This window comes from Variovorax frigidus (genome assembly GCF_051216515.1).
Classification (GTDB): domain Bacteria; phylum Pseudomonadota; class Gammaproteobacteria; order Burkholderiales; family Burkholderiaceae_C; genus Variovorax.
In genome coordinates, this window is the sequence record NZ_JBPJZF010000001.1 from 75,479 (window position 1) to 101,414 (window position 25,936).

A 25,936-nucleotide genomic window follows, 5' to 3' on the forward strand; every position below is an offset into this window, starting at 1 on the left:
CCGCCCCAAGCAAGCTCGCACCGCAGCGCGGAGCGCGGAGGTTCTCGAATGACGCGCCGCCAGTTCAGCATCCTGAACAGCCTCGACGCCGAGGACGACGACCCGGTGCTGTCGACCATCAACCTGATCGACGTGTTCCTGGTCGTGATCGGCATGCTGATGATCGCGGTGATCGACAACCCGATGAACCCGTTCGCACAGGACAAGGTGACGATCATTCGCCACGAGGGCCAGCCCGACATGGAGATCCTCACCAAGGAGGGCCAGAAGCTCACGCGCTTCAAGGCCAGCGGCGCGACGGGGCAGGGCGACGGCGAGAAGGCCGGTACCGCCTGGCGCCTCAAGGACGGCACGATGGTCTACGTGCCGGCCGATGCGACGCCGGTGCAGGGCACGAAGTGATGCGGTGGGGGCTGGCGCTGGTGCTGTGGCTGCTGCTGGGCGCGCTGCAGCCGGCGTTGGCGCAGCCTTCGCCCTCGCATGTCGTGCTGCTGAGCACGCCGCTGGTCTCGCCCGCACGGCTCGCGCGGCTGCAGGCGGCCGCGGCCGAAGCCGGACTCGCGCTGCAGGTGGTGTCGGCCGCGCGCGATACGCCCGAGGGCTTGAGCGCCGCATTGATCGGCGCGCGCCTGCTCGTGATCGACGCACCGCATGCCAGCGTGGCACAGGCCGCGGCGGCGCGCTTCGGCGACATGGTTTCGCGCAGCGGCACGCCCTACGTGCTGATCGGCGAGTTCGGCGGGGTCGCGAAAGGCCAGGCCCTCGGTGCCGCGCCGCTGGCCGCCGAGCGCGGCGTGGACCCCGTCTGGGCCCAGCGGCTGCGGGCCTACTGGCGTTTCTCGGGCGCGGCCAACCTCGCGGCGGCCATGAGCGCGCTGGGCCGGGTCGGCGACATGGCCGGCCTGCCGCCGCCGGTCGAGCTGCCGCTGGCCGGCTTCTACCACCCGGGCTGGCCGCGCGTCGAGCCCGACATCGCAGCGCTCGACATGCTGCCCGCCGCTGCCGGCGGCACCGTCGCCATCGCCGTCCACAGCGCCACGCTGACCGGCGACGACACCGCCTGGCTCGACCGGCTGATCGGCAGCCTGGCCCGGCGCGGCCTGCGCGCCTATGCCTTCTACGGCCCGCGCCAGCAGGCCGACCTGTACTTCCGCATGACCCACGCCACAGCCGCCGACGGCAGTGCGCGCCGCATCGCCGACGTGATCGTGAATGCCGCGCTGGTGTTCAACCCGAACGAGCGCAAGGCCGAGCTCGAACGCATCGGCGTGCCGGTGCTGCAGACGCTGCCCGCGCTGGCGATGAGCGCCGCGCAGTGGGAGGTGAGCGCCGACGGCCTGGCGCCCAGCGACGTCGCCTCCTATTACAGCCCCAGCGAACTCGCGGGCATGACCGACGCGATGCTGGTTTCGGCGCGCGATCCGGCCACCGGCACATTGCAGCCGCTGCCCGCGCAGATCGACGCGGTGGCCGACAAGGCGGCCGCGCTGGTGCGGCTGCAGCGCACGCCGCCGGCCGAGCGCCGCGTGGCGATGCTGGTCTACAACTACCCGCCGGGCGAGGCGAACTTCGGCGCCTCCTTCCTCAACGTGCCGCGCAGCATCGACCGCATGCTGGCCGCGATGCAGACGGCCGGCTACCGCACCGGCGCGCCCGGCAGCGAGGCGCTGATCGCGCAGGTGCAGGCCACGATGCAGGCCTACTACCGCAGCGATGCCTTGCAGCCCCTGCTGGCCCGGGACCTGGCCGCGAGCCTGCCGCTGTCGCGCTACCTCGCCTGGTTTCGCGCGCTGCCGGCCGCCACGCAGCAGCGCATCGAGGCCTACTGGGGCCCGCCCGACAGATCGACCATGCTGCGCACCGTGGATGGCGCGCCGGCCTTCGTCATCCCGCGCGTGCGCTTCGGCAACGTGGTGGTGCTGCGCCAGCCGCCGCGCTTCGAGCCCGGCACCGTCGTGCGCGACAAGGCCGCGCAGGTCTACCATCGCTCGGCCGTGCCGCTCGGCCACAGCTACCTCGCGACCTACCTCTGGCTGCGCACGGAATTCGGCGCGGGCGCGGTGGTGCACGTGGGCACGCACGGCACGGTCGAATGGTCGGCCGGCAAGGAACGCGGGCTGTCGGTGCAGGACGATCCGCTGCTCGCGCTGGGCGACCTGCCCAACGTCTATCCCTACGTGATGGACAACCTCGGCGAGGCCACCACCGCCAAGCGCCGCGGCCGCGCGACCATGGTCAGCCATTCGACGCCGCTGTTCTCGCCGGCCGGCCTGCGCCCCGGCGTGCAGGCCCTGCACGAGCGCCTGCACGACTGGGAAACGCTGGCACCCGGCCCGGTGAAGCGCGCGCTCGAAGCGCAACTGGCCGCCGATTTTGCGGCGCAGCACTACGACCGCGATCTGCAATGGACGCCCGCGCGGCTGCGCGCCGACTTCGCGGGTTTCGTCGCGGTGCTGCACCCCTACCTCGAAGAACTCGCCCAGACCGCGCAGCCGCTGGGCCTGGCCACCTTCGGCGAGACGCCTTCCCCCGAACGCCGCCGGCTCACGCTGCTGCAGATCCTGCACAAGCCGCTGCTGGCCGCGCTGGGCGAGGACCCGGAGGAGGCGGTGTTCGTCGAGGGCGGCCAGCTCGCGGCGTCGACATCGGCGCGCTGGCTCGAAGCCGCGGTGCGCGATCCGGAAGCCGCGGCCGCGCAAGGCAAGGGGCCGGCCGAGGTCGAAGCCTTGCGGGCGCTCGCGCTGCGCGCCCAGCGCCTCGATGCACTGCTCGCCGACAACCAGGAAACCGAAGGCCTGCTGACTGCCCTCGACGGCCGCTACCTGGCCTCGCGCTACGGCGGCGACCCGGTGCGCAATCCCGACAGCCTGCCGACCGGACGCAACCTGCACGGCTTCGACCCCAGCCGCGTGCCGACGCAGGCCGCCTGGTCGGTCGGCACGGCCGCGCTCGATGCGTGGACCGCCGAGCACGCCAAGACGCACGGCGGCCGCGCGCCCGAGAAGATCGCCTTCACGCTCTGGGCCGGCGAGACGCTGCGCCACCAGGGGATGATGGAAAGCCAGGTCTTCCATGCGCTGGGCGTGCAGCCGCGCTGGGACGAGGGCGGGCGCATCGTCGGCATCGACGTCGTGCCGGCAGCTCGCCTGGGCCGGCCGCGCATCGACGTGCTGCTGAGCGTGACCGGCTCCTACCGCGACCAGTTCCCGGCCGTGATGCGCTGGATCGACGAGGCGGTGCGGCAGGTCGCGGCATTGAACGAAGCCGACAACGCCGTGGCCCGCCACGCCGCGGCGATGGCGCAGCGCCTGCGTGCCCAGGGCGCTTCGGCCGAGCAGGCGCAGCGCTGGTCCACCGCGCGCATCTTCTCCAACGCGCAGGGCAGTTACGGCGCGGGCCTGGAAGAAGCCGCGCTCGCCACCGAGCTCTGGACCGGCCAGCGACGCGCGGGCGGCGATGCGCAGATGGCGCAGCTCTACATGGACCGCATGGGCCACGCCTACGGCGCCGGCCTCGAGGGCGCGCTGCGCCAGAGCGCCTATGCCGACAACCTGCGGCAGGTCGATGCCGCACTGATGTCGCGCACCTCCAACCTCTATGGCGTGCTCACCAACGACGACCCCTTCCAGTACCTGGGCGGCATCGCGCAGGCGGTGCGGCAACTCACAGGCAAGGACCCGGCGCTCTACGTGCAGAACCTGCGCAACGCGGCGGGCGAGGGCGGCGTGGTGCGCACCGACACCGCCGCCGGCGCCATCGCGCGTGAGATGCAGACGCGCTACCTGCACCCGCAATGGATCGCGGCGCAGCAGGCCGAGGGCTACAGCGGCACGCTGCAGGTGCTCAAGACCGCGCAGTTCCTCTGGGGCTGGCAGGTGACCGCACCCGCGGCCGTGCGGCAGGACCAGTGGCAGTCGCTGCACGAGGTCTACGTGCGCGACCGCTACCGGCTCGGCACGCGCGCCTGGCTCGAAGGCGCGAACCGCGCGGCCTTCGCGCAGACGCTCGAACGCATGCTCGATGCGATCCGGCTCGACTACTGGCGGCCCGATGCCGCGACCCGGCGCGAGCTCGCGCAGGCCTATGCCGAGGCCGCGAAGGCGAGCGGCATGATCGAACGCCATGCGGGCGTGCAGCGCTTTGCGCAGACGGTGCTGGCGCCTGCGGCCGCGCCGTCGGGCAGCGCCCCGGTGCAGCCGGTGGAAGTCGCGCCCCGTGCCGAGGCCGAACCGAGCGCTGCACCCGCCGACCCCGACGCACCCCAGCGCGTGCAGGGCCTGCGCCTCGATGCCGTCGCGCCCACACCGCCGCCCGTGCCGCCGGTGGTGCAGGGCCTGTGGGCCGCGCTGGCCGTCGCGCTGCTGCTCGCGTTCGGCGCGATCGCGCAATGGCGACGCGGTCGCCGCATCGCCGCTGCGGAGGCGCGCGCATGACGACCGCGATCGTGATGGCCGCTGCGCTGCTCCTGGCGCTGTGGATCGACCATGCGCTCGGCGAGCCGCCCGCGCGCTGGCATCCGGTGGTGTGGATGGGCCGCTACCTGGGCGCGATGGGCCGCAGGATCGCGCCCGTTGCAGGCACGTCCGATGCGCCACGGGCCCCACCTTTCATCGCGGGGGCGGTGGCCTGGTGCGTGGGCGCCGCGGTCGTGGTGCTGATCGCGTATCTGTTGCAGCGCCTGGCCGCGCAGTTGTGGCCGGTGGTTGCCGCGCTGCTGCTGGGCCTGCTGCTCAAGCCGCTCCTGGCCTGGCGCATGCTGCGCGACGAGGTGCTGGCGGTCGAGGCCGCGCTGGGCGAATCGCTCGAGGCGGGGCGCGCGCAACTCGCGCGCATGGTGAGCCGCGACGTGAGCGCGCTGAGCGCGGCCGAGGTGCGCGAGAGCGCGATCGAGTCGCTGGCCGAGAACCTCAACGATTCGGTGGTCGCGCCGATCTTCTGGTTCGTGCTGGGGGGCCTGCCCGGTGCCGCGCTGTACCGCTTCGCGAACACCGCCGATGCGATGTGGGGCTACCGCGGCGAACGCGGTGGCCGGGTCTGGGAATGGGCCGGCAAGTGGGCCGCGCATGCCGACGACGTGCTGTCGTGGGTGCCCGCGCGCATCACGGCACTGCTGTTGCACGGGCCGTGGCCCGGCGTCGCGCTGCGTCGCGAGGCGGCACGCACGCCGTCGCCCAACAGCGGCTGGCCGATGGCGGCGATGGCGCTGCGGCTGGGCGTGCGCTTGGGCAAGCCGGGTGTCTACGTGCTGCACGCCGAGGGCCGTGCGCCGCTGCCGGCGGACCTGCCACAGGCGGCGCGCCTGGGTGGGCGCGCGGTGCGCGTGCTGGCCGCGCTGGCGGTGGTGGCCGCGTTGGCCATCCGCTGCTGAGGCGCGCTTGCGTATCCTCGACCCGATGTCTTCTTCTTCCTTCCCACCCATCGTGCACGGCGGCCCCGATGCGCAAGGCGTGCCGGCCCACGACTTCTCGACCAACGGCAATGCCTGCGGCCCGTGCCCGGTCGCGCTGGCGGCGCTGCAGGCCGCCGATGCCGTGCACTATCCCGATCCGCACTACACGGCGCTGCGCGGGACCCTGGGCCGCTTCCACGGTGTCGAGCCCACGCGCATCGTGGTCGCCGCCAGTGCCAGCGAATTCATCTTCCGCATCACCGCGGCCTTTGCCGCCCAGGGCGGCCGCTACGTGGTGCTGCCACCGCACAGCTACGGCGACTACCGCCGCGCGGCGCGCGCCTGGGGCCTGACCGCGGTGGCACGCGGGGCGCCGGTGGAGCCCGCGGCGCTGCACTGGTGCTGCGACCCGTCGAGTCCGTTGGGGCAGGCCGAGCCAGCCTTCGGCGCCCTCGTCGATGCGTTGCCGCCGGCGGCCTGCGGCGTGCTCGACCTGGCCTACGAGCCCTTGCGCCTCGAGGGTGCGCTGGCGCTCGATGCGGCGCAGCGCGACCGCATCTGGCAGCTCTGGACGCCCAACAAGGCGCTGGGCCTGACCGGCATCCGCGCAGCCTATGCGATCGCGCCGCGCACCGATCGCACGCTGCGCGAGGCGCTGTTGCAGATGGCGCCCTCGTGGCCGACCGGCGTGCATGGCGTGGCCTTGCTCGAAGCCTGGGCCACGCCCGACGCGCAGCAATGGCTTGCAGACTGCCGCGAGACCTTGCGTTCATGGAAGACCCGCCAGCAGGCGTTGTGCGGAGACCTGGGCTGGGACGTGCTGCCCAGCGTCGGCAACTTCTTCGGCGCGCGCCCGGCCGGGGACGGTGTGCCGGCCCTGGCCGCGGCCCTGCGCGCGCAGGGCGTCAAGGTGCGCGATGCGGCCTCCTTCGGCCTGCCCGAGGCACTGCGGCTGGCGGTGCTGCCGCCGACGTCGCAGGATGCGTTGCGCATCTCAGTGCAGAACCTGGGCTGAGCCCGCGCGAATCGACACTGCCCGCGGGCTTGCGTACCATCGCCTGCCCATGGCCTTCTCCCACACGACCGAAACCCTTGACGCGAAGACCGTCGCGCTGACCGCGCCCCAGGTGCCGTCGGTTGCATGGCCGTCCTGGCGCTGGCTGGCGGCCTGGGCGCTGCTCATGGTGCTGGGCGCCGCGCTGCTCGCGGGCTGGCGCTTCAACCAGCTGAGCCAGCGTTTCGACGACGAGGCGCGCACGCTGCATCGCACGATCGCGCAGCGGGTCGGCCAGCACGACGCGCACCTGACCAACCTCCATGCGATCGCGCAGCTCGACGATCCGCAGCGCGCCACCTTCCGCGCCGTGGCCTCCGCCATCCAGACCTTCTACCCGCGCATCGTGGCCATCGACCTGGTGCGCCTCGTCCCGACGCCCGAGGTGCTGGCGTCGACCCGCAATGCCAGCGCTGCACCGGTGCGGCTCGATGCGGTGACGCAGCGCGCGGCCACCTTGGGCGCGGGCAAGGCCGCCATGCTCGATGCGCCCGTGGGAACGGGCTACGCGATGGTCAAGCGCATCGGCGATGCACCACTGAGCGCACTGGTGCTGCAGGTCGACGCGGCCCAGCTGATCGCGCCCGACGGCCTGGCCCCTGCGAACACGGCCGTGTGGCTCACCGATGCGCACGGCCAGGTCTTCGGCGGTCGGCCCGCCGAGCCGGAGGAGACCTGGCCGCGCGCGCTGGGTTTCGCGCAGGACCTGGGCAGCACGAGCCAGCCGCTCCAGCTGGTGCTGAGCCGCCGCCTGGGCGGGGCCGAACTGCTGCCCGCGGGCGGGCTGCTCGCCCTCGCCATCGGCAGCGCCGCGCTGCTGTGGGCCGCCGGCAGCGTGCAACGTGTGCGGCGCGCGCGTCGCGAGGCGGCTCGCCAGGCGCAGGAACTGCGGCTCGCCCACGCGATGCGCGTCAACGGCCTGGGCGAGATGGCCTCGGGCATCGCGCACGAACTCACGCAGCCGCTGACCGCGATGTTGAGCCAGAGCCAGGCCGGTCTGCGGCTCATCGAGCAGGGCGCCGATGCGGCGGCGATGGTGCCGATCCTGCAGGCCAACGTGCGGCTGGCGCGGCGCTCGGGCGACATCCTCGAGCGCATCCGCTCCTACGTGAGCCAGCGCGAGCCGGCGGAGGAAGCGGTCGCGCTCAATGCGTTGGTCGACGGCGTGGCCGAGCTGGTGCAGGCCGACCTGCACACGCGCGGCATCGCGCTCGAACTGGCGCTCGATCCCGCGGGCCCTGTGGTGCGCATCGACGCCATCTCGGTCGAGCAGGTGCTGCACAACCTCGTGCGCAACGCGGCCGAGGCCCTGCAGGGGCGGGACGGTGCGCGCATCACGGTGCGAACGCGGACCGATGCCGCCGGCGCGCAGGTCGCGGTCATCGACAACGGCCCGGGCATCGCACCCGAGCAGCTGGCGCGCGTGTTCCAGCCCTTCTTCACGACCAAGGAAGGCGGCATGGGGCTGGGCCTGTCGCTGTGCGAACGGCTGGTAGAGAACATCGGCGGGCGCATCGAAGTGCAGAGCACGCCGGGCGAGGGCAGCGTCTTCACCGTGCATCTGAAGAAGGCCGCGCGATGACATACCCGGTGTTCCTGATCGACGACGACGCCGATGTGCGCGAGGCCCTGGCGCTGCTGCTGCGCACGCTGGGCTATGCGGTGCAGGCCTTCGACGGCGCCGCCGCCTTCCTGCAGCGCGAGCCGGCCGGCGCACAAGGCTGCGTGGTGACCGACGTGCGCATGGCCGGGCTCTCGGGGCTGCAATTGCTCGAGCGCCTGCAGGCCGATCCGCAGCCGCTGCCGGTGGTCGTCATCACCGGCCATGGCGACGTGTCGGTGTGCCGGCGCGCGTTCCGCGGCGGCGCGGTGGATTTCCTCACCAAGCCGGTGGACGAGCAGGCCCTGCTCGAGGCGGTGCAGGCCGGCATGGCGCGGCTCGAAGAGACCGCGACGCTGCAGGCGCAGCGCACGCAGGCCAGCGCGAAGCTCGAACAACTGAGTGCGCGAGAAGACGAGATCCTGCGGCTGATCGCCGACGGCCTGTCGACCAAGGAAATCGCGCGCCGGCTCGATCTTTCGCCGCGCACCGTGGAAAAGCACCGCGCCGGCATCGCCTTCAAGCTCGGCACGGGCTCGGTGGCGGAGATGGTGCGCGCGGTGCTGTCGCACTGACGGGGCCGAGGCCGCGCAGAGAACTGGGTAGAACTACCCAGCCGCGCGGGTAGCGCCACGGCTGTTCAGCGCGACGCGCGAAATTTAGATTCCTTGCTGAGCCGGATGTCCCGGCTTCCCTTCAAGGAAATCCAATGAACACGTCCCGTCTTCTGATCGCCGCCGCACTCGTCGCCACCCCGCTGCTGGGCCAGGCCCAGGTGCTGCAGGAGCGCAACATCTCGCTGGCCCTCGCGCAGGAAATCGCGCAGTCGGCCGTGGCCGCCTGCACGCAGAAGGGCGTCAACGTGACGGCCACCGTGGTCGATCGGGCCGGGCTGATCCGCGCAGTGCTGCGCGCCGACAACGCCGGCCCGCACACCGTCGAGGCCAGCCGCGCCAAGGCCTTCACTTCGGCCTCGACCCGCGCGCCCACGGCCAACCTGGGCGAGAACGCGCAGAAGAATCCGGGTGCGCAGTTCCTGAACGACATTCCGGGTTTCCTGCTGCTCGCAGGCGGCGTGCCGATCCGTGCGGGCAACGACGTGATCGGCGCGATCGGCATCGGAGGCGCACCGGCCGGCAGCACCGACGCGGAATGCGCCGTGGCTGCACTCGAGCTGGCCAAGGACAAGCTCAAGTAAGCGAGCCGGCTCAGTCCTCGGTGCGCTCCTCGCCCGGCGCTTCCTTGAGCTTCGGGTTGCGCACCTTCTTCATCAGTTCTTCTCCCTCGGTGTCCTTGCCGTCGCTCGGCACCGCTTCCTCCTGGGTGATCTCGGGCTCTTCGTGCAGGGTGGCGGGCTTCTTGGGGCTGGCGGGGCTGTTCGTCATGCGGGTCTCCAAACGGGGAAACCACCAAGGTGGCAGCTTCCGACGCCAGCCCGCTTCAGGCCATCGCGCCGATGGCCGTCAGCCAAAGCCGACAGCGCGCTCGGCTTCCAGACGCTGCTTCGCGCGCGGCCGGGTCGCGGCCACGGCGTCGTCCGGCACCACCAGCACGTCGCTGCCCGCGCAGGCCAGCAGCCGCTGCGCCATGCCGGGGCACAGCCAATCCGCCAGCAGCGAGCGCCGTTGCCGCCCGATCACCACCAGGTCGGCCCGCAGGTAGTCCTGCTGGATCGCCAACTGGCGCGCCGGGTCGCCGCGGCCGATGGCCGACATCACGCGGTTGCGCCGCGCGTCCGATCCTCTGCCGAGGCCGGCCATGCGCGCGCGGGCCCGGTGGAGTCGTTCGCGCAGGTGGGCATCGATCACCGCCTCGGACACCGAGGCATAGCGCAGCTTGGCTTCGTGCCCGCTGCCCAGCGCATGGAACAGCGCGATCTCGGCGTGCGCATCGAAGCGACCGGCGCGTTCGAGCAGGGGCTGCGATGCGGGACCCAGATCGACCGCCACCACGATGCGTTCGTAGTGGCGGCGTGGCCGCACGCGCGTGACCAGCACCATGCAGCGGCATTGCCGCAGCAGCCGCTCCACCGGCTGGCCGAGGAAGCGCGCGGCCAGCGTCCGGTCGCGGCGATGGGCCAGCACCAGCAGGTCGACCGAACGCGCTTCGGCGGCGATGTCCGCCACGGAATTGACGGCCTGTTCGACCGTGCGCACCGCCAGGCCCAGCCGGCTGGTCATCTCGCGGGCCAGCTGGGCCAGGTGGCTGGCGGCGCCCAGGCGCGGCGGGCTGCCGGCGGGCCCGGCGTGCATCAGCTTGAGCGTCGCGCCATGGGCCAGCGCAAGGCGCGCCGCGCGCTCCATCGCCAGGTTGCCGTCGATCGACAGGTCGGTCACGGCCAGGATCGATTGGATGTGGTGCATCGTCTTTTCTCTTTCGGCGACGGACGGCGTGCGCGTTCGAACGCGCCATGGACCATCGCATGCGGCGGCCCCGAAACCCACGGGACGGCCGCTGCCGCGCGGGGCGGATGCCCGGCGGTCGATGGTTTGCGCAAAGGATGAAAAAGAGGCGGACCGCCGGGCTCAGGGATGTCCGGGCGTCGGCCGGACATCTGGCGTGCCCGCGCTGCGGCGTCCACGCAACAGGCCCGTCGCGAGGGACGGACGCAGGCCGTCGAGACGACGGCGGGACAAGGAGGAGGTTTGCACGCGCCCGAGTGTAGGAAGCGCGCGCGGGTGGGGCAAGCAAAGGCCATGCGGCGTTTGCCGATATGAGCTCGCGGCGTCGATGTAACGAGGCTGTCGCAATGGGGCGCCACCATGCGATGTTTACTGGAATGGTGCGCAGACCTTGTCGATTCGAATCGTCCTCCCTTCGCGGTCCTTGCGGCCAGCCTGCGGGCCTGCGCGCGCCCGCGGCCAGGCAGGGCGCGACGACGTTTCGCGGTGCGCTCCCACGCAGCCGGCGTGAGGCGCCATGGGGTCATCCTGCACATGGTGCTTTGCGGGCTTGCCGCGTCGGCATGGGGTGCAGATGAAGTGCTTCACGCCGCGCCTGCGCCGGGGCCTGTCGGCGTGGCGGGCGGCAGTGTCGTGTCCGATGGCGCGGCGCCGCTGTTCGATTTCGACATCCCCGCGCAGCCCCTGGGCGCGGCCTTGAACGCCTATGCAGAGACCACCGGCCAGCCGGTGCTGTTGCCCAGCGAGACCCTGGGGCGCCGCGTTTCCTCGGCCGTGAGGGGTCGTCATTCGGCCGCGACGGCATTGCAGATCCTGCTCGAGGGTTCGGGCCTGGTCGCGGACCGGCGCAGCTCGCACCTGGGCCAGACCTTCGTGCTCAAGGAGAGGCTCGGCGCGGACGCCACGCCGCCGCCGCCCGGCATGGCGGCGCTGTTCGGTGCGGAAGGCTATGCGGGCCTGGTGCAGGCGCGCGTCTGGCAGGCCCTGTGCGCCGATCGACGCAGCCGGCCGGGCGACTACAGCGCCGTGCTGCGCTTCGAGCTCGAGGCCGACGGCCGTGTCGGCCGCACCCGGCTCGTCGGCAGCAGCGGCGATGGGCGCCGCGATGCGGCCTTGCTGGAGGCGCTGCGCGGTGTTCGCGTCGAACGCGCGCCGCCGGCGGCGATCGCGCGGCAGCCGCTCACGGTACGGATCGCGCCTGCGCACCAGGGCGTCGGGCCATCCTGCGTGCAGCAGGAAGCGGGATAGCCATGGCCGACGACACGCAAGTCGTGCTGCTCGACTATCTGGGCAAGCACTACGCCGCGCTCAAGCAGCGGCTCGCACGCACGCTGGGCAACGCCGAGGACGCGGGCGACGCGCTGCACGACACCTGGCTGCGGCTCAAGGGCAGCGAGGACCATGGGCCGATCCAGAATCCAGGTGCCTACCTGTCGCGCATGGCGGTCAACATCGCGGTCGACGTCCAGCGCCGGCACAGCCGCCTGCTGTCGGGCGACGCCATCGATCAGCTGCTGGAGGAAGTGATGGACCCGGCCCCCGGCCCGGCGCAGACCGCCGAGGCGCGCTCGGAACTCGAAGCCGTGCGCCAGCTGCTGGACCGCATGCCCGAGCGACGTCGCGCGATCGCGTTGCTGGTGCATGCCGAAGGCATGACGCAAAAGGAAGTGGCCCTGCACCTGGGCGTTTCGTTGCGTACCGTCGAGTACGAACTGAAGCGCTGCCATGAGCGCCTGGACGCCAGTCTGGCCGCGGATAAAAAATAATGCGGGTTTACCGGCCCGCCATTCGTCATCCCCTATGAGAGAACAGAACGCACCCACGCCGCCGGCCGGTCTCGAAGACCAGGCGTGGAACTGGCTGCGCCTGCTCACTTCGGGCGACGCCCGCGACGTCGATGCACAGCGCTTCCGCCGCTGGGTCCAGGCCAGTCCCGCGCACCGGGCGGCCTACCAGGAGGTCAAGCTGCGCTGGGACGCGATTGAGCCTTCGGCGCGTGCGCTGCTGCAGCTGAAGCCGGACGCCGCGACGGTGCAGGCACGGGCGTCGGGCCTGCCGGTGCGCGGTCGCCGGGTCTTCCTCGGCGCGGCGATGGCGGCGGCGGCGGTGACCGGCATGGCGGTGCTGCGCCCGCCCATGGGCTTGTGGCCGGCACCCGATGAATGGGCGGCCGACGACCGCACCGCGGCCGGCGAGCAGCGGCCGCTGCGGCTGTCCGACGGCATCGAGGTCACGCTGAACACGCGCACCAGCGTGCGCCGCCAGACCGAGGACGGCCAGCCGGTCGGCCTGGACCTGATCGTCGGCGAAGCGGCCATCGGCCTGAAGCCCGGGGGCCCTCCGTTCGCCGTGGTGGCGGGCGTGGGCCGCAGCCAGGCGATGTCAGGGCAGTTCGAGGTGCGCCATCTGGAGGGCAAGGTCTGCGTGACCTGCATCGAGGGTGCCGTGCGCGTGCAGCATCCTGCCGGGCTTCGCTCGCTGACGGCGCGCCAACAGACGGTCTACAGCACCAGTGCGATCAGCGGCATCGCCCACATCGACCCGCGGACGGTCTCGGCCTGGCGCGAGGGCATGCTGGTGTTCGACCAGACCCGCCTGGAGGACGCGCTCGCCGAGATCAACCGCTACCGCGCCGGCCGCGTGGTGCTGATGAACGACGCGCTGCGCGGCAAGCCGGTCAGCGGGCGCTTCGCCATCGCCGCGCTGGACCTCGCGCTGTGGCAGGTGCAGGAGGCCTTCGGTCTGCAGGCCCGATCGCTGCCGGGCGGGTTGCTGTTGCTGAGCTGAGAACACGGCGCGCCGGCGTCGGCGGCCTGCGCTGGCGCGTGCGTTGGAGGGTGTTGCGCACCGCATCCGCGCTCTCCGCTGACGCGCTTCTAAAAAAGTTTGCGGTATCGGCCCTGGCCCACTCGTCAACCCTGCAGAGGGGGGAAGTTTCCGCAGCGTTGGTGCCGTGGACACCCCCATGAATCCGGCTGGCCGCGACGAGACGGACAGCCGCATGGCAGCGACACCATCACCGGGCGGAAACCTCACATGAACACACGCGGACGCAGCGACAAGAACCTTCCAGGCACGGGCATGCAGGGACGAGGATTCCGGCGGGCGCCGATCGCACAGGCCATCGCCGTGGCCTTGGTCGCGAGCGGCGTCATGGTCGACGCGCAGGCCCAGCGGGCCCTGGGCGGCGCATGGTTCGCCGCCAAGGGCGCGGTCCAGAACACGGCTGCGCAGACGGGCCGGCTGCCCAACGGCATGCCCGTGTCCTCGCTCACCAACCCGCAGGCTCAACAGCAGCAGGCCAACGCCCAGCTGGCACGCTCGATCGACAACCTGAACCTCGCGGCGCGCGGCATCGCGGCGCAGCAGGCGGCCCAAGCCGCGGCACGCGCGGCGGCGCTCGCGGCCGGCGGCGGCGTGCCCGACGGCATGGCCGAGGGTGGCCTCGAGGTCGACACGAACAGCCTCACGGCCGGCTGGCTCCACGCCAATGCGCCGGTGCCATCGCAGGTCGATGGCCGCAGCCACGTTGCGATCCAGCAGACCGCGGACAAGGCGATCCTGAACTGGGAGACTTTCAACGTCGGCAAGAACACCACGGTCGAGTTCAGGCAGCAAGCCGACTGGGCCGTGCTCAACCGCGTCAACGACCCGAAGGCGCGGCCCTCGCAGATCCAGGGTCGCATCAAGGGCGACGGCACGGTGATGGTGGTGAACCGCAACGGGGTGGTCTTCCACGGCGGCAGCCAGGTCGACACGCGCAACCTGGTGGCGGCCGCGGCGCACATCGCCGACGCGCAGTTCAGCGCCAACGGCCTCTACAGCGCCGACAGCACGCCGAGCGTCACCGATGCGCAAGGCAAGGTCGAGGTCCGGGCCGGCGCGCGGATCGCCACACTGGCCCCCCGCACCTCGACCGAGGGCGGCGGCTATGTGCTGCTGCTGGGCCAGGAGGTGCACAACGCCGGCGAGATCGCCACGCCGAAGGGCCAGACGGCGCTGGCCGCGGGCGACAGCTTCCTGATCCGCAAGGGCGTCGGCACCGGCGGCAACCAGGCGTCCACCACGCGCGGCAACGAGATCACGCCGCAGTTCCTCGCCGACAGCCCCGCAGGCCTGGCGACGAACACCGGCCTGATCGTGGCGCGCGAAGGCGACGTGACGATGGCGGGCCGCGAGCTGCGGCAGAACGGCACGGTCCTGTCGAGCACCTCGGTCAACACGCGCGGCACGGTGCACCTGGCCGCGAGCGGTGCCGGCGGCGCGGTCGCCTTCGGCGCCGGCAGCGTGACCGCCATCGTGCTCGACGACAGCGGCGCCACCGCGCTCGACAGCCAGCGCACCGGCCTGATGGCACCGGCCGTGCAGATCGACAGCACCAGCGGCATCATGCGCGCGGGCAACGACCGGCGCGACCTGTCGCGCGTGGAGGTGAGCAGCGGCGGCACGGTGGCGTTCGAGAGCGACTCGCTCACGCTGGCCACGGGCGGCCAGGTGATCGTCGATGCGAAGCAGCGCAGCCTGGTGCGCGAGGGTGCGCGCATCGACGTGTCGGGCGCGGTGGGCGTGAAGCTCACCATGGCATCGAACAACGTCAAGATCAACGTGCAGGGCAACGAGCAGCGCGACGCGCCGCAGAACCGCGACAGCCAGCAGCTCGCCAACAGCGACCTGTGGATCGACCGGCGCTCGCTGGTCTTCGTGCCCGGCGGCACCAACGGCTACGCGGGCGAGCGCTGGTACACGGGCGGCGGCCTGCTGGAGGTGGGTGGCTACCTGGGCACGCAAGGGCACAGCGTGGGCGAGTGGATGGCGCAGGGGGGCGCGCTGAGCTTCACCGGCGGCGACCTGGTCACGCAGCGCGGTTCGAGCATCAACCTGTCGGGCGGCACGCTCGACGTGCAGACCGGCAAGATCAACCAGAGCTGGCTCAAGGGCGCGGACGGCCGGCTCCACGAGGTGTCGAAGGCGCCGGGCGACCTGCTGTACACGGGCGTCTACCGGGGTTTCGAGGATGCGCATGCGCGCTGGGGCAAGAACACCACCGAATTCTTCTACAGCCCGCTCATCGGGCCGCAGCAGCGGCTGGAAAGCGGCTACACGGTCGGCCGCGATGCGGGCCTGCTGATCGTCGGCACCCAGGCCGCGGTGCTCGAGGGCGACATCGTCGCCGAGGCCTTCCAGGGCCCGCGCCAGACGCAGGCGCCGCAGGCGGGACTCGACGGCTACCGGCAGTCGGCCCTCGCGGCCTCGCAGCGCGGGCAGCTCGTCGTCGGCAGCTACGACAGCTATTTCGACCGGAACAGCGACGCGCTGTACCGCCGGCTCGAGGCCGGCGGCGTGAAGCACGTGGCGCTGGACGACGCGGTGCAGGCCATCGCGGCGGGGCTCGATCTGTCGACCGTGCTGCCGGCCGAACGGCGCGACACGCTGGTCCTCGACACCGAACTGCTCGGCGGCTTCCGCCTGGGCGCGGTGCGCATCGCGGCCAGCGAGAGCATCGCTGTGGACGGCGCGCTGCAGGCGGGCCAGGGCGGCCACATCACGCTGTACGCGCCGAGCGTGACGGTCGCAGCCGACCTCGTGGCGCACGGCGGCAGCATCCAGCTGGGCAACGTGCTGGAGCAGATCGGCGCCAACAGCCTCAAGGACACCAGCACGCTCGCCGCGCCGACCGGCAGCATCGCCTCGGTGGTGCTCGCGGACGGCGCCGCGCTCGACACCAGCGGCCTGTGGACCAACCTGTCGAAGGACCCGGTCGACAGCGGCGGCGTGGCCTGGCGCAACGGCGGCACCGTGTCGGCGCGCAGCAGCGGCGACGTGGTGCTGGGCGAGGGCAGCGTGATCGATGTGTCTTCGGGTGCCGCGCTGCTGGCCAAGGCGAAGCCGCAAGGCGGCAAGGGCGGCAGCGTGACCCTCGAGGCCGACGGCTTCAACGTCGGCGACGGCCAGGTGGTGCTCGACGGCGCCGTGCTGCGCGGCCACGGTGTGGACGGCGGCGGCACGCTCACGCTGCAGACCCATCGCATCGCCATCGGCGACACCGTGGGAACGGCGCCGGCCGGCACGCTGCGGCTCGGCGCGGACTTCTTCGACAAGGGCTTCGGCCGCTATGCACTCATCGGCAACCACGGGTTTGCCGTGGCCGAAGGCGCGCAGGTCGAGGTCACGATGCCGGTGTTCCGCTTCGGCACCGAGGCGCTGAACGCCGCCACCGGCAGCAGGCCCGCCGAGGCGCTGACCCTGTGGACGCCGCCGCTCTACCAGGAGGACCCCGTCAAGGGCGTGCTCACCCAGCGCAAGGGTGCGAGCCTGTCGCTGCAGGCCGGCACGGTCGGCACGCGTGCCGAGGACCTGTCGACGGTGCGGGCCGTGGTGGGCCAGGGCGCGGTGATCGCCGTCGACCCCGGCCAGTCCATCGACCTGCGCAGCGTCGGCCAGCTCACGCTGGACGGGGCGCTCCATGCCTGGGGCGGCAGCGTCGGCCTGACCGGCCTGACGGCCCGCGGCTTCGAAGCGGCCCAGGCCGCCGGCCACGGCCGTTCGATCTGGCTCGGCGGCGAGGCGCTGATCGACGTGGCGGCCCGCGCCGTGAGCGCGGTGGACGACCATGGCCGCAGCTACGGCCAGGTGCGCGACGGCGGCAAGATCGTCATCGGCGGCGAGATCGATCCGGTCACCGGCATCGCGACGGCCAGCGACCTGTTCGTGGTGGTGCGCGAGGGCGCGCGGCTGGACGCGTCCGGCGACCAGGCGGCGCTGGACATTCCGGGCCAGGGCCGGGTGCAGGTCGCCAGCAAGGGCGGCAGCATCAGCCTGGCCTCCAACAACGGCCTGTACCTGGACGGACGCTTCACGGCCCGGGCCGGCGGCGCCGGCGCGGCGGGCGGCAGCCTGTCCGTGGCGCTGGAAAGTCCTTACTACATCAAGGAAGCGGTCACCGACCGCGTGACCCCTGTCCGCGAACTGGTGCTCGGCCAGGTGCACCAGGGCAGCATGCTGCCGGGCACGGCCGAAGCGGCTGCGGACAGCCTCACCTACGGTCATGGTCGGCTCGGCGTGGACCAGGTCCGCGCCGGCGGCTTCGACAACCTTGCGGTGCTGAGCAACGGCTTGCTGAGCTTCGACGGCGACGTGGCGCTGGAGATGGGCCAGAGCCTGCGTCTGTACAGCGGCGCCATGGGCCTCGGCGAGGGTTCCGCCGCCAATGCGCGCGTCACGCTCTCGGCGCCTTACCTGCAACTGGCGGGCATCATGGCGCCGCCGGAACCCAACCGGGACTGGTACCTGCGTCCGGCGTTGAGCCTGCCGACGATGTCGCAGCGTGAGACCGAGGCCGTGTTCGAGGCCAGCGCCAAGCTCATCGACGTGCGCGGCAACGTGCTGTTCGGTGCGCTGGGCAAGCTGCCGCAGGCCAACGGCAGCGATGTGAGCGTCGAGCGCCGCGGCTTCGACGACGTGCAGCTGAACAGCCAGGGCGACCTGCGCTTCCTCACCGGGGCCAGCCCGGACGCGATCGCCCTGGGCATCAGCACCCAGCTGCTGACCAAGGGCGACATGACGCTGCGGGCGGCGCAGCTGTACCCGGCGACCGACGTCGGCGCCCGGGTGGTGGCAGGCTTCCTCAGCGCCGTCTCCGAAGACTTCACCGGCTTCGACTACGACCGCACGCGCACCCTGACCATCGCCCGCAGCGGCGAGGGCGATGCCGCCGTGCCGTATTCCGCCTTCGGTCGCCTGCAGCTGGGCGGCCCCACCATCCATCAGGGCGGTGTGGTGCGCGCGCCCCTGGGGCGGCTCGAGATCGGCGCGCTGGGCAGCAGCGACATCGTGCTGCAGCCAGGCAGCCTGAGCTCGGTCAGCGGCAAGGGCCTGGTGTTGCCGTACGGCGGCACGGTCGACGGCCAGGCCTACAGCTATGACGGCAAGCCCGTGACCTTCCTCGGCCAGGGCGGGAACACCAATGGCGAGCTGGGTGTCGGCATGGTCCTGGGCAGCCGGTCGGTGGTGGTGCAGCCTGGCGCCACCGTGGACCTGTCCGGCGGCGGCGAGTTGCTTGGCGCCGGCTTCGTTTCGGGGCGCGGCGGTTCGACCGATGCGCGCTACCACCCGCTGGTGCAGACCGGCACCCAGGGCGGCTTCGTGCTGCCTGGCCTGGGCACCAACCCGGTCTACGCGCTCGTGCCCGGCGTGCAGCCGGGCCAGGCGCCGGTGGCGCCCGAGGGCGGCGCATCCGCTGCGCTGGTCGGGCAGCAGGTCACCATCGGCGCCGGGGTGCCGGGGCTGCCTGCGGGCACCTACACGCTGATGCCTTCCACCTATGCGCTGATGCCGGGCGCCTTCCGCGTGGAGATCAACGGCCTGGCCGGTCCAGGCACCGGGGCGGGTGCTCAGGCGCTGCGCAACGGCTCCTGGTCCGCGACAGGGCGCCTGTCCGTCGCCCACACCGGCATCGCCGACGCCGTCGCCAGCCAGCTGACCCTGACGCCGGCCGACACCTTGCGCCGCTACGCCCAGTACAACGAGACCGGCTATGCGCCCTTCGCCATGGCCGATGCGGCCCGGCTGGGGGTGCCCAGGCCCCTGCTGCCGGTGGATGCCAGGACCTTGAAGCTGGGCCTCAGGCAGGGTGCCGGGGCGGACGCTTTCTCCTTCGAAGGCATCGGCCGCTTCGAGGCTGCGGCCGGCGGCTACGGCGGCACCGTGGCGCTGCTGAACATGGACTACGACGGCATCGAGGTGGTGGCGGCGGGCAAGGCCGCCACCAGCGGTTTCGGCGGGATCACCGTGGCGGCGGAAAGCCTCAACGCGCTGGGCGCCTCGCGCCTGATGATCGGCGGCATGACCGTGGTTCTTTATGGGCAGACCGGCAACTACATCAACCTCGTGCAGGGCCTCAACGCCAGCAACAGCTCGATGATCCTGCGGGACGGCGCGCACCTGGCGGCGCCGGAAGTGTTCATGGTGAGCAAGGGGGATTCCGGCGCGGTCATCGTCGAGCAGGGCGCTTCGATCAACACCATCGGTCGCGGCAAGGCCAGCTACGACGCGCGCAACGGCTTTGTCTACCAGGTCGGCAACATGCTGGCCGTATCCAACGGTCTGCTCAACGTGATCAGCCCCACCGTCGTGCAAGACAGTGGCGGCATCCGCCTGGGCGTGTGCAGCAGCGCGCCGTGCAGCGGGCCGGCCGCCCTGTACTCCGAGGGCAGCATCGTCGCCATCACCGACAAGACCCTGGAGATGGGCGAGGCGGTGCGCTACGGCACCCGTCACCTCAACCTGGGGGTGTCCAGCATCAACGTCGGCAGCGCGGAAGCCCTGGCCGCTGCCGCGGCCGGCAACCGCCTGCCCACCGGCCTGACCCTGACCCAACCCGTGCTGGACCGCCTGCTGCGTGGCGACACGCAGTTCGGCGCGCCGGCCCTGGAAACCTTGCAGCTCTCGGCGCGCGACAGCTTCAATTTCTACGGCACCGCCGCGCTGGACACCTACGACGCGACGACCGGCAAATCCTTGCTCAGCAAACTGCTGCTCTCCACGCCGGCGATCTACGGTGCCGGTGATGCCAACGACGTGGCCACCATCCACACCGCCAACCTGATCTGGCAGGGCGCTGCGGCGCCCGCTGTCGCGGTGGTGGCGGGCGGCGCCGGCACCGGCAGCGGGCGCCTGGACATCCGCACCGAGCGCATCGACTTCGGCTATGGCGACTTCGCCCAGCCCAGCACCACGACCACCTTCGACCGCCTGGCCCTGGGCTTTGCCGATGTCAACCTCCAGGCCAGCGAGCGCATCACCGCCAACCACAAGGGCAGCCTCTCGGTCTATGGCAGCAAGGGCGCCTACGACCCCCTTCAGGGCTTTGCCTACAGCGGCGGCAATCTGCACATCACGACCCCGCTCATGACCGGCGAGGCCGCCTCGGTGAATCGCATCAGGGCCGGCGGCGCCATCGACATCGCGGCCTCGGGCGGCCCGGTCGGCCAGGCCGAGGGCCTGGGCGCCGAACTGTCCCTGCAGGGCGACAGCATCCGCCTGGCCAGCGCCGTGGTGCTGCCCAGCGGCAAGCTCGCGCTGGATGCGCGCGGCGATGTGGTGCTGACGGACACGGCCTCGGTCGATGTGTCCGGCCGCGCCATCGCCTTCAACGACCTGACCAAGTACAGCGCGGGCGGCGAGGTGCTGCTGGACAGCCGCGCGGGCAACGTGATGCAGGCGGCGGGCGCGACCATCGACCTGTCGGCGCGGAACAACCAGGCGGGCAGGCTGCGGGTGGTGGCGGTGGACGGCGCTGCCGGCATCGTCGATCTGGCGGGCGCGATCCTCGGCGGCAGCAGCGGCGACTACGACGCCGGCGGCACGCTGATGCCCTACCTCGCCGGCGCGGTGGAGGTCCAGGCCCAGCGGCTGGGCACGAGCGGCAGCCTGGACGACCAGTTCGCGGCCCTCAACCAGCGCCTGAACCAGGGCCAGGTCCACGGCGCGCGCAGCTTCCAGCTCAAGCAGGGCGACCTCAGCATCGGCAACGACGTCAAGGCCGGCACCGTCAGCGTCTCGGTGGACAACGGCCGCCTGCGGGTGACCGGGCGGGTCGACGCCAGCGGCGAGCGCGTCGGCAGCATCACGCTGGCCGGCAGGAACGGCCTGAGCCTCGACAGCAGCGCGGTGCTCGACGCCCATGGCAGCCGGCTGCGCGTGGACAGCTACGGCAAGATCATCGATGCGCCCAACCGCGCCATCGTGAACCTGGCTTCCGGCACCGGCCCGCTGACGCTGGCCGACGGCGTGCGCATCGACCTGCGCCACGGCACCGACGTGGCCGTGGGCAGCGCGGCAGGCCAGAACGACGGCCGCAGCCGCGGTACGCTGGAGCTCGACGCGCCACGCGTGTTCAAGCCCGACGGCAGCAGCGACGACATCGCCATCGACGCCCGCGGCCGCCTGGAGATCGAGGGTGCGCGCTCGATCGCGCTCAACGGCATGGCCCTTTACGACGACGCACCCACCCGGACCGACGCCACCGCCAGCGGGCGTCCGTACCAGGTGATCGACCAGTCCTACCTCGACCAGAAGCATGCGCTGAGCGAACGGTTCATCGATGCCGCGCTGCGGAACGACGACCTGATGCGCCACCGGCTCGCGGGCCTGAACAATGCCCGCTATGCCGATGCCTTCCATCTGCGCCCGGGCGTGGAGATCGTCAGCAGGACGCCGGACGGCGACCTGGTGGTGCAGGGCGACATCGATCTGTCCGGCTACCGCTATGCCAGCGTCAACCCCCACACCCCGAAGAACGACGCGGTCTACGGTTCCGGCGAGGTGGGCCGGCTGACGCTGCGCGCGGGTGGCGACCTGAACATCTACGGCAGCATCAACGACGGCTTCGCGCCGCCGCCGCCGACCGACGACGACAAGGGCTGGATCCTGCGCGCCGGCATCGACTACACCGGCGGCAACGTGGTGGTGCCGGGCAGTGGCGTGACCCTGGCCGACGGCACCACCTTCCCGGCCGGCGCGACCCTCAACTTCGACCTGCCGATCAAGGCCGTGAACCTGATCGCCGGCACCCGGCTGCCGGTGCCGGCATCCCTCACCGCGGCGCTGGTGCTGCCGGCCGGCACGGTGCTGGCGGCGGCCGTGCGGGACGCCGCAGGCAAGGTGCTGTACCCCGCGGGCACGTTGTTGAGTCAAAGGGTGACCTTGCCGGTCAACAGCACGCTGGACGCCGGCAGCCTGCTGGTCAGCCTCGCGCGCGTCAAGGCCATGGTCTGGCCCAAGGGCGTTCCCTTGCCCGGGAACCTGGGCACCATCGCCACCGTGAGCCTCAATGGCAGCAAGGTCCTGCCGCGCGGCGCCATCCTGCCCACGCGCACCAACGTCAAGCTGCCGGGTGGCGCGGCCTTCGTCCAGCTGCGGGTGGAGGAGGCCGGCCGCCAGGGACAGAACTGGGCGGTCGCGCCCATGCTGGCCGACGGCGCCCAGTCCTGGTCGATCCGGCTGGTGGCCGGCGCCGACACCCAGGCGGCCGACAGCCGTCAGCTGCAGCCGCACCCGGTGTCCGGCAACCTGCGGCTGGCCGACAGCCACTACGGCTCCTTCGGCAAGGGGATGATGGTGTGGACCGAGGAGGGTTCCCTCGACTGGTTCGGCGACGACAGCATGGTGGGCCAGCCGGTCCGGGATGCCGACGCCTACCCCGGTGTCTGTGATGACGCGCCTACTCATTGCGTCCTGAGCGGCGATGCGTACACCCTGGTGGCGGGGGCCAGCACCCGTTTCAGCGTGGTCCGCACCGGCGCGGCCGACCTGGACCTGCTGGCCGCGGGCAATCTGAGCATGGAGTCGCTGTACGGCGTCTACACGGCCGGCAGTTCCTCCAGCGCCACCTCGGCCAACGATCCGTACAACCTGGGTCGGGCTCTGGGCGCCAATGGCAAGGTGCTGGCCAACGCCGGCGGCAACGAGAAGCTGGTCAACGGCGGGCCGGACAGCCTGTACCGCGCGTGGTATCCCGAGGGCGGTGGCAACCTGCTGTTGAAGGTGGGCGGCAACCTGAGCGGCAACATCGTCAGTCCTTCATTCAGCCCCTTCGGACGTCCGGTGGCGACCGACCGTGGACACGACACCGCCAACGTCGGCAACTGGCTGTGGCGCCAAGGCAATGGCCTGAGCGGCGACCAGGCGCAAGCCACCGCCTGGTGGATCAACTTCGGTTCCTACACCGCGAGCCTGACCGGTGGCGCCGACCAGATGGTCGGCTTCACCGGCTTCGGCACCCTGGGCGGCGGCAATCTGGATGTGGATGTCCGAGGCGATGCCGGGATCGTCCGGCCACTGGCATCGGGCTACGCGGATCAAAACGTCAACGCGCGCAGCCAGGGGCTGGTGCTGGCGGTGGGCAGCACCGGAAGGGTCGCGGCCGATGGCAGCCTGCAACTGACGGGTGGCGGCGACCTGAACCTGCGGGTCGGCGGCGCGGTGAACCCTGGCAGCCAGATCACCAGCGGCCATCTCAATGGCGCGCTGGTCGATGTGCGGGGACATGTGCAGCTGACGGGCGGCGCCCTCGGCAGCCTGACCCTGCGCTATGGCATCCGCAATGGGGAGAAGAACCCCAGCGAAGTCCGTGCCTTCGATCCGATCGGCTCCGGCACGGCCCGCGCAGCCGGCGGCCTGAGCCTGCTGCCGGGCGACGCCACCGTCAGCCTGGCCACCCGCGGGGATCTGGTGGTGCAGGAGGTGGCCGATCCCGGGCGCGCAGAGCAGACGAATGGCTCGCTCTATGTGAGCGACGCTGGCGTCAGCGGTGTGGGACAAAGCTGGTTCAGTCTCTGGACCGGGCGCACGGCGATCGACCTGATGTCGTTGGGGGGCAACCTCACGCCGGTGAGCGATGAGGGCACGGCAACCGACATGGCGATGGTCTACCCCGCGACACTGCGCGCGGTCGCCGCCAGCGGCAACCTGTACTACGGCCGCGCTGCGGCCATGGATCCCAGCACCTTTCCCACGCACGGCGCGCTGGTGCTGGCGCCGTCGGCCAACGGTCAGCTGGAATTCCTGGCCGGGGGTTCGATCTACGGCGGTGAGCTGGTCGTCAGCCGTTCCAGTGCGGCGCCGGAGTCGCTGGCGACCATCCTGCATCCCGCCTTCCAGGCTTTCGCCAGCGGCGTCCTGATCGCGGGCAGCGGCAATGTTTCCAGCGACGGCAATATGGCCGATTTAGGGCTCTCGCCGCTGTTCGCCTTCGGGCCCAACAGCGCCAGCCTGTCGGGGGGCGATGTGCTGGATCCGGCGCGCTTCTATGCGCTGAGCGGTGACCTGCTGGGGGTCAACAGTGGACGTACGGTGAACATCATCAACCCGGAGAACCCTCGTGTCGGACAGACCCTTCACGAAGGCGCCGGTCCGGTATGGATGCTGGCTGGCCGGGATATCGTCAGCAGCGGCACCGGACTGGGCGGCACCAGCGTCGGTGCCGTCGGGAATCAGTACAAGGTTGCCGGCAACCTGTTCGTCCACAACAGCCTTACCGACATTTCCATCGTCAGCGCCGGACGCGACATCATCTACGGCGCCTTCAACGTCGCGGGGCCGGGCACCCTGGAACTGACGGCGGGCCGCGACATCCGCATGGAAGACAAGGTGGGCGTGACCAGCCTCGGCGCCGTGGCCTCTGGGGACAAGCGGCCCGGCGCAAGCATCGTGATGCAGGCGGGCGCGGGCACACAGGGCCCCGACTACCGGCGCTTCGTCGAGGGCTATCTCGACCCGGCCAAGGTGGTGCAGGCGGGCGAGCCGCTGTCGCTTCAGAGCAGCAAAGTCGCCAAGACCTATGAAAACGAGCTGGTCACCTGGCTGGCCGAACGTTTCGGCTTCGTCGGCGACAGCGGACAAGCGCGGGCCTACTACGCCGCGCTGCCCGCCGAACAGCAGCGCGTGTTCGCGCGTGACGTGTACTTCGCCGAACTCAAGGCCGCCGGCCGCGAGTACACCCAGGACGGCGGCGTGCGCCAGGGCAGCTATGTGCGCGGCAGGGCGGCCATCGCCGCGCTGTTCCCCGACCAGGACGTGGCCGGCAGCCCCCTCGCCTACAAGGGCGACATCACCCTGTTCGGCGGCGCCGGCGTGCACACCGATTTCGGGGGCGACATCCAGATGCTCACGCCGGGCGGCGCCCAGACCTTCGGCATCGAAGGCGCAGCGCCACCGTCGACTGCCGGCGTGATCACCCAGGGGGCTGGCGACATCGCGGTCTACTCGCTGGGCAGCATCCTGCTGGGCCAGAGCCGGATCATGACCACCTTCGGCGGCGGCATCCAGGCTTGGTCGGCCGCGGGCGACATCAACGCCGGCCGGGGCTCGAAGACCACGGTGGTGTACACGCCGCCCAAGCGCGTGTACGACCAGTGGGGCAACGTCACGGTGTCATCGGTGGTGCCGAGCACGGGCGCGGGCATCGCGACGCTGGCGCCGATTCCGGAAGTGCCGGCGGGCGACATCGACCTGATCGCGCCGCTGGGCACCATCGACGCAGGGGAGGCGGGCATTCGCGTCTCGGGCAACGTGAACCTCGCGGCGCTGCAGGTGGTGAACGCGGCCAACGTCGCCGTGAAGGGCGAGGCCACCGGCATCCCGACCGTGGCGGCGGTGAACGTGGGCGCGCTGACGAACGCGAGTGCCGCCGCCGCGCAGGCCGCGGGCGCGGCACAGGAAGTGCTGCAGCGCGAACGCGTGGCGGCGCGCCAGAGCCTGCCCTCGGTGTTCACCGTGCGCGTGCTGGGCTTCGGCAACGAGCCGGCCCCGGGTGCCGAACAGGCCCCGGCTTCGCCCCGGGCTGCGCTGCAACCCTCGCGCGGCCTTCCTTACGACCCCGCGAGCCCGGTGCAGTTCGTCGGCGTGGGCCAGGACTTCGATGCCGCCCAGCTGGCGCGACTGAGCGCCGACCAGCGGCGCCAGCTGCGGCAGGAACGCTGAGCCCGGCGAAG

The 25,936-nt window shown here is 71.7% G+C and carries 13 protein-coding genes; 11 read left to right on the plus strand and 2 right to left on the minus strand.

The annotated features are described in order from the left end of the window. Positions 1-48 precede the first annotated feature (48 nt). The 7 genes from ACSFBC_RS00360 to ACSFBC_RS00390 all read left to right on the plus strand — a co-directional run bounded on the left by ACSFBC_RS00360 (position 49) and on the right by ACSFBC_RS00390 (position 9,241). Positions 49-402: a DUF2149 domain-containing protein gene (locus ACSFBC_RS00360; RefSeq protein ID WP_435508333.1), complete on the plus strand. Its 354-nt coding sequence runs from the start codon at positions 49-51 to the stop codon at positions 400-402. Further along, positions 402-4,433 (plus strand): cobaltochelatase subunit CobN, encoded by a 4,032-nt coding sequence (cobN, locus tag ACSFBC_RS00365; protein ID WP_435508334.1) that lies wholly within the window; start codon positions 402-404, stop codon positions 4,431-4,433. The genes ACSFBC_RS00360 and cobN overlap by 1 nt, the downstream gene beginning before the upstream one ends. After that, positions 4,430-5,368 (plus strand): adenosylcobinamide-phosphate synthase CbiB, encoded by a 939-nt coding sequence (gene cbiB, locus ACSFBC_RS00370; RefSeq protein ID WP_435508335.1) that lies wholly within the window; start codon positions 4,430-4,432, stop codon positions 5,366-5,368. Before cobN ends, cbiB begins: the two co-directional genes overlap by 4 nt. A 25-nt stretch (positions 5,369-5,393) precedes the next feature. Continuing rightward, complete coding sequence (locus ACSFBC_RS00375) at positions 5,394-6,404, plus strand: aminotransferase class I/II-fold pyridoxal phosphate-dependent enzyme (protein ID WP_435508336.1); 1,011 nt, start codon at positions 5,394-5,396, stop codon at positions 6,402-6,404. Positions 6,405-6,453: 49 nt separating this feature from the next. Beyond that, positions 6,454-8,025, plus strand: a complete 1,572-nt coding sequence (locus ACSFBC_RS00380) for a sensor histidine kinase (RefSeq protein WP_435508337.1) — start codon at positions 6,454-6,456, stop codon at positions 8,023-8,025. Continuing rightward, entirely contained in the window at positions 8,022-8,618 is a 597-nt protein-coding gene (locus tag ACSFBC_RS00385) for a response regulator transcription factor (RefSeq protein WP_435508338.1), read from the plus strand. Before ACSFBC_RS00380 ends, ACSFBC_RS00385 begins: the two co-directional genes overlap by 4 nt. Positions 8,619-8,752: 134 nt before the next feature. Next, complete coding sequence (locus ACSFBC_RS00390; RefSeq protein ID WP_435508339.1) at positions 8,753-9,241, plus strand: GlcG/HbpS family heme-binding protein; 489 nt, start codon at positions 8,753-8,755, stop codon at positions 9,239-9,241. 10 nt (positions 9,242-9,251) lie between these two features. Here ACSFBC_RS00390 and ACSFBC_RS00395 read toward each other — a convergent pair whose 3' ends face one another. Next, positions 9,252-9,428, minus strand: coding sequence for a hypothetical protein (locus ACSFBC_RS00395; RefSeq protein WP_435508340.1), 177 nt, complete (start codon positions 9,426-9,428; stop codon positions 9,252-9,254). 78 nt (positions 9,429-9,506) lie between these two features. Next, the gene (locus ACSFBC_RS00400; RefSeq protein WP_435508341.1) at positions 9,507-10,406 is read right to left on the minus strand and encodes a universal stress protein; all 900 of its coding nucleotides are present in this window, start codon (positions 10,404-10,406) and stop codon (positions 9,507-9,509) included. 618 nt (positions 10,407-11,024) lie between these two features. On the opposite strand from ACSFBC_RS00400, the gene ACSFBC_RS00405 reads away from it, so the two are divergent. The 4 genes from ACSFBC_RS00405 to ACSFBC_RS00420 all read left to right on the plus strand — a co-directional run bounded on the left by ACSFBC_RS00405 (position 11,025) and on the right by ACSFBC_RS00420 (position 25,925). Next, entirely contained in the window at positions 11,025-11,693 is a 669-nt protein-coding gene (locus ACSFBC_RS00405; RefSeq protein WP_435508342.1) for a TonB family protein, read from the plus strand. A gap of 2 nt (positions 11,694-11,695) precedes the next feature. Continuing rightward, positions 11,696-12,211, plus strand: coding sequence for an RNA polymerase sigma factor (locus ACSFBC_RS00410; RefSeq protein ID WP_435508343.1), 516 nt, complete (start codon positions 11,696-11,698; stop codon positions 12,209-12,211). 34 nt (positions 12,212-12,245) lie between these two features. Further along, entirely contained in the window at positions 12,246-13,232 is a 987-nt protein-coding gene (locus ACSFBC_RS00415) for a FecR family protein (protein WP_435508344.1), read from the plus strand. A 249-nt stretch (positions 13,233-13,481) separates the two neighbouring features. After that, positions 13,482-25,925 carry a filamentous haemagglutinin family protein gene (locus ACSFBC_RS00420; RefSeq protein ID WP_435508345.1) on the plus strand — a complete coding sequence of 4,148 codons (12,444 nt, stop codon included), beginning with the start codon at positions 13,482-13,484 and terminating at the stop codon, positions 25,923-25,925. Positions 25,926-25,936: the final 11 nt, after the last annotated feature.

Bases quoted from the DNA above. Each gene is read 5' to 3' on its own strand.
- ACSFBC_RS00415 (WP_435508344.1), top strand. From the start codon at position 12,246: ATGAGAGAACAGAACGCACCCACGCCGCCGGCCGGTCTCGAAGACCAG.
- ACSFBC_RS00400 (WP_435508341.1), bottom strand. From the start codon at position 10,406: ATGCACCACATCCAATCGATCCTGGCCGTGACCGACCTGTCGATCGAC.
- ACSFBC_RS00410 (WP_435508343.1), top strand. From the start codon at position 11,696: ATGGCCGACGACACGCAAGTCGTGCTGCTCGACTATCTGGGCAAGCAC.
- cbiB (WP_435508335.1), top strand. From the start codon at position 4,430: ATGACGACCGCGATCGTGATGGCCGCTGCGCTGCTCCTGGCGCTGTGG.
- cobN (WP_435508334.1), top strand. From the start codon at position 402: ATGCGGTGGGGGCTGGCGCTGGTGCTGTGGCTGCTGCTGGGCGCGCTG.
- ACSFBC_RS00380 (WP_435508337.1), top strand. From the start codon at position 6,454: ATGGCCTTCTCCCACACGACCGAAACCCTTGACGCGAAGACCGTCGCG.
- ACSFBC_RS00390 (WP_435508339.1), top strand. From the start codon at position 8,753: ATGAACACGTCCCGTCTTCTGATCGCCGCCGCACTCGTCGCCACCCCG.
- ACSFBC_RS00420 (WP_435508345.1), top strand. From the start codon at position 13,482: ATGAACACACGCGGACGCAGCGACAAGAACCTTCCAGGCACGGGCATG.
- ACSFBC_RS00375 (WP_435508336.1), top strand. From the start codon at position 5,394: ATGTCTTCTTCTTCCTTCCCACCCATCGTGCACGGCGGCCCCGATGCG.
- ACSFBC_RS00395 (WP_435508340.1), bottom strand. From the start codon at position 9,428: ATGACGAACAGCCCCGCCAGCCCCAAGAAGCCCGCCACCCTGCACGAA.
- ACSFBC_RS00385 (WP_435508338.1), top strand. From the start codon at position 8,022: ATGACATACCCGGTGTTCCTGATCGACGACGACGCCGATGTGCGCGAG.
- ACSFBC_RS00360 (WP_435508333.1), top strand. From the start codon at position 49: ATGACGCGCCGCCAGTTCAGCATCCTGAACAGCCTCGACGCCGAGGAC.